This window comes from Colwellia sp. BRX8-5, from assembly GCF_014077325.1.
In the GTDB taxonomy this organism is placed as follows: domain Bacteria; phylum Pseudomonadota; class Gammaproteobacteria; order Enterobacterales; family Alteromonadaceae; genus Colwellia_A.
Map to the genome: position 1 here is coordinate 1 of NZ_JACGVR010000099.1, position 396 is coordinate 396.

At 40.2% G+C, this 396-nt stretch carries 2 tRNA genes; both read right to left on the reverse strand.

The annotated features are described in order from the left end of the window. Positions 1 to 72 (reverse strand) — tRNA-Lys (locus H4J62_RS20055). 204 nt (positions 73 to 276) lie between these two features. Continuing rightward, positions 277 to 352: transfer RNA gene (locus tag H4J62_RS20060), tRNA-Lys, on the reverse strand. Between the last annotated feature and the right edge of the window lie 44 nt (positions 353 to 396).

Genomic DNA, 396 nt, shown 5'->3' on the forward strand with positions numbered 1-396 from the left:
CGGCCGTGAAGGATTTGAACCTTCGACAAATTGGTTAAAAGCCAACTGCTCTACCAACTGAGCTAACGGCCGACATATAAACTGTGGTGTTGAGAATCATCATCAACTAATGCAAAAATCACTAACATGCTAACTTTGCATTGTACTTGTTAAGAAAGAAAGTGGTCGGCCGTGAGGGATTTTAACCTTCGAGCTAATCGGCTTAACTGTTAAAAGCCTCGGCTTTTTGTTGTTTGCTATCTGACTTATAAATTTGGAAATTAACTATTTTAGAAGTGGTCGGCCGTGAAGGATTTGAACCTTCGACAAATTGGTTAAAAGCCAACTGCTCTACCAACTGAGCTAACGGCCGACATATAAACTGTGGTGTTGAGAATCATCATCAACTAATGCAAA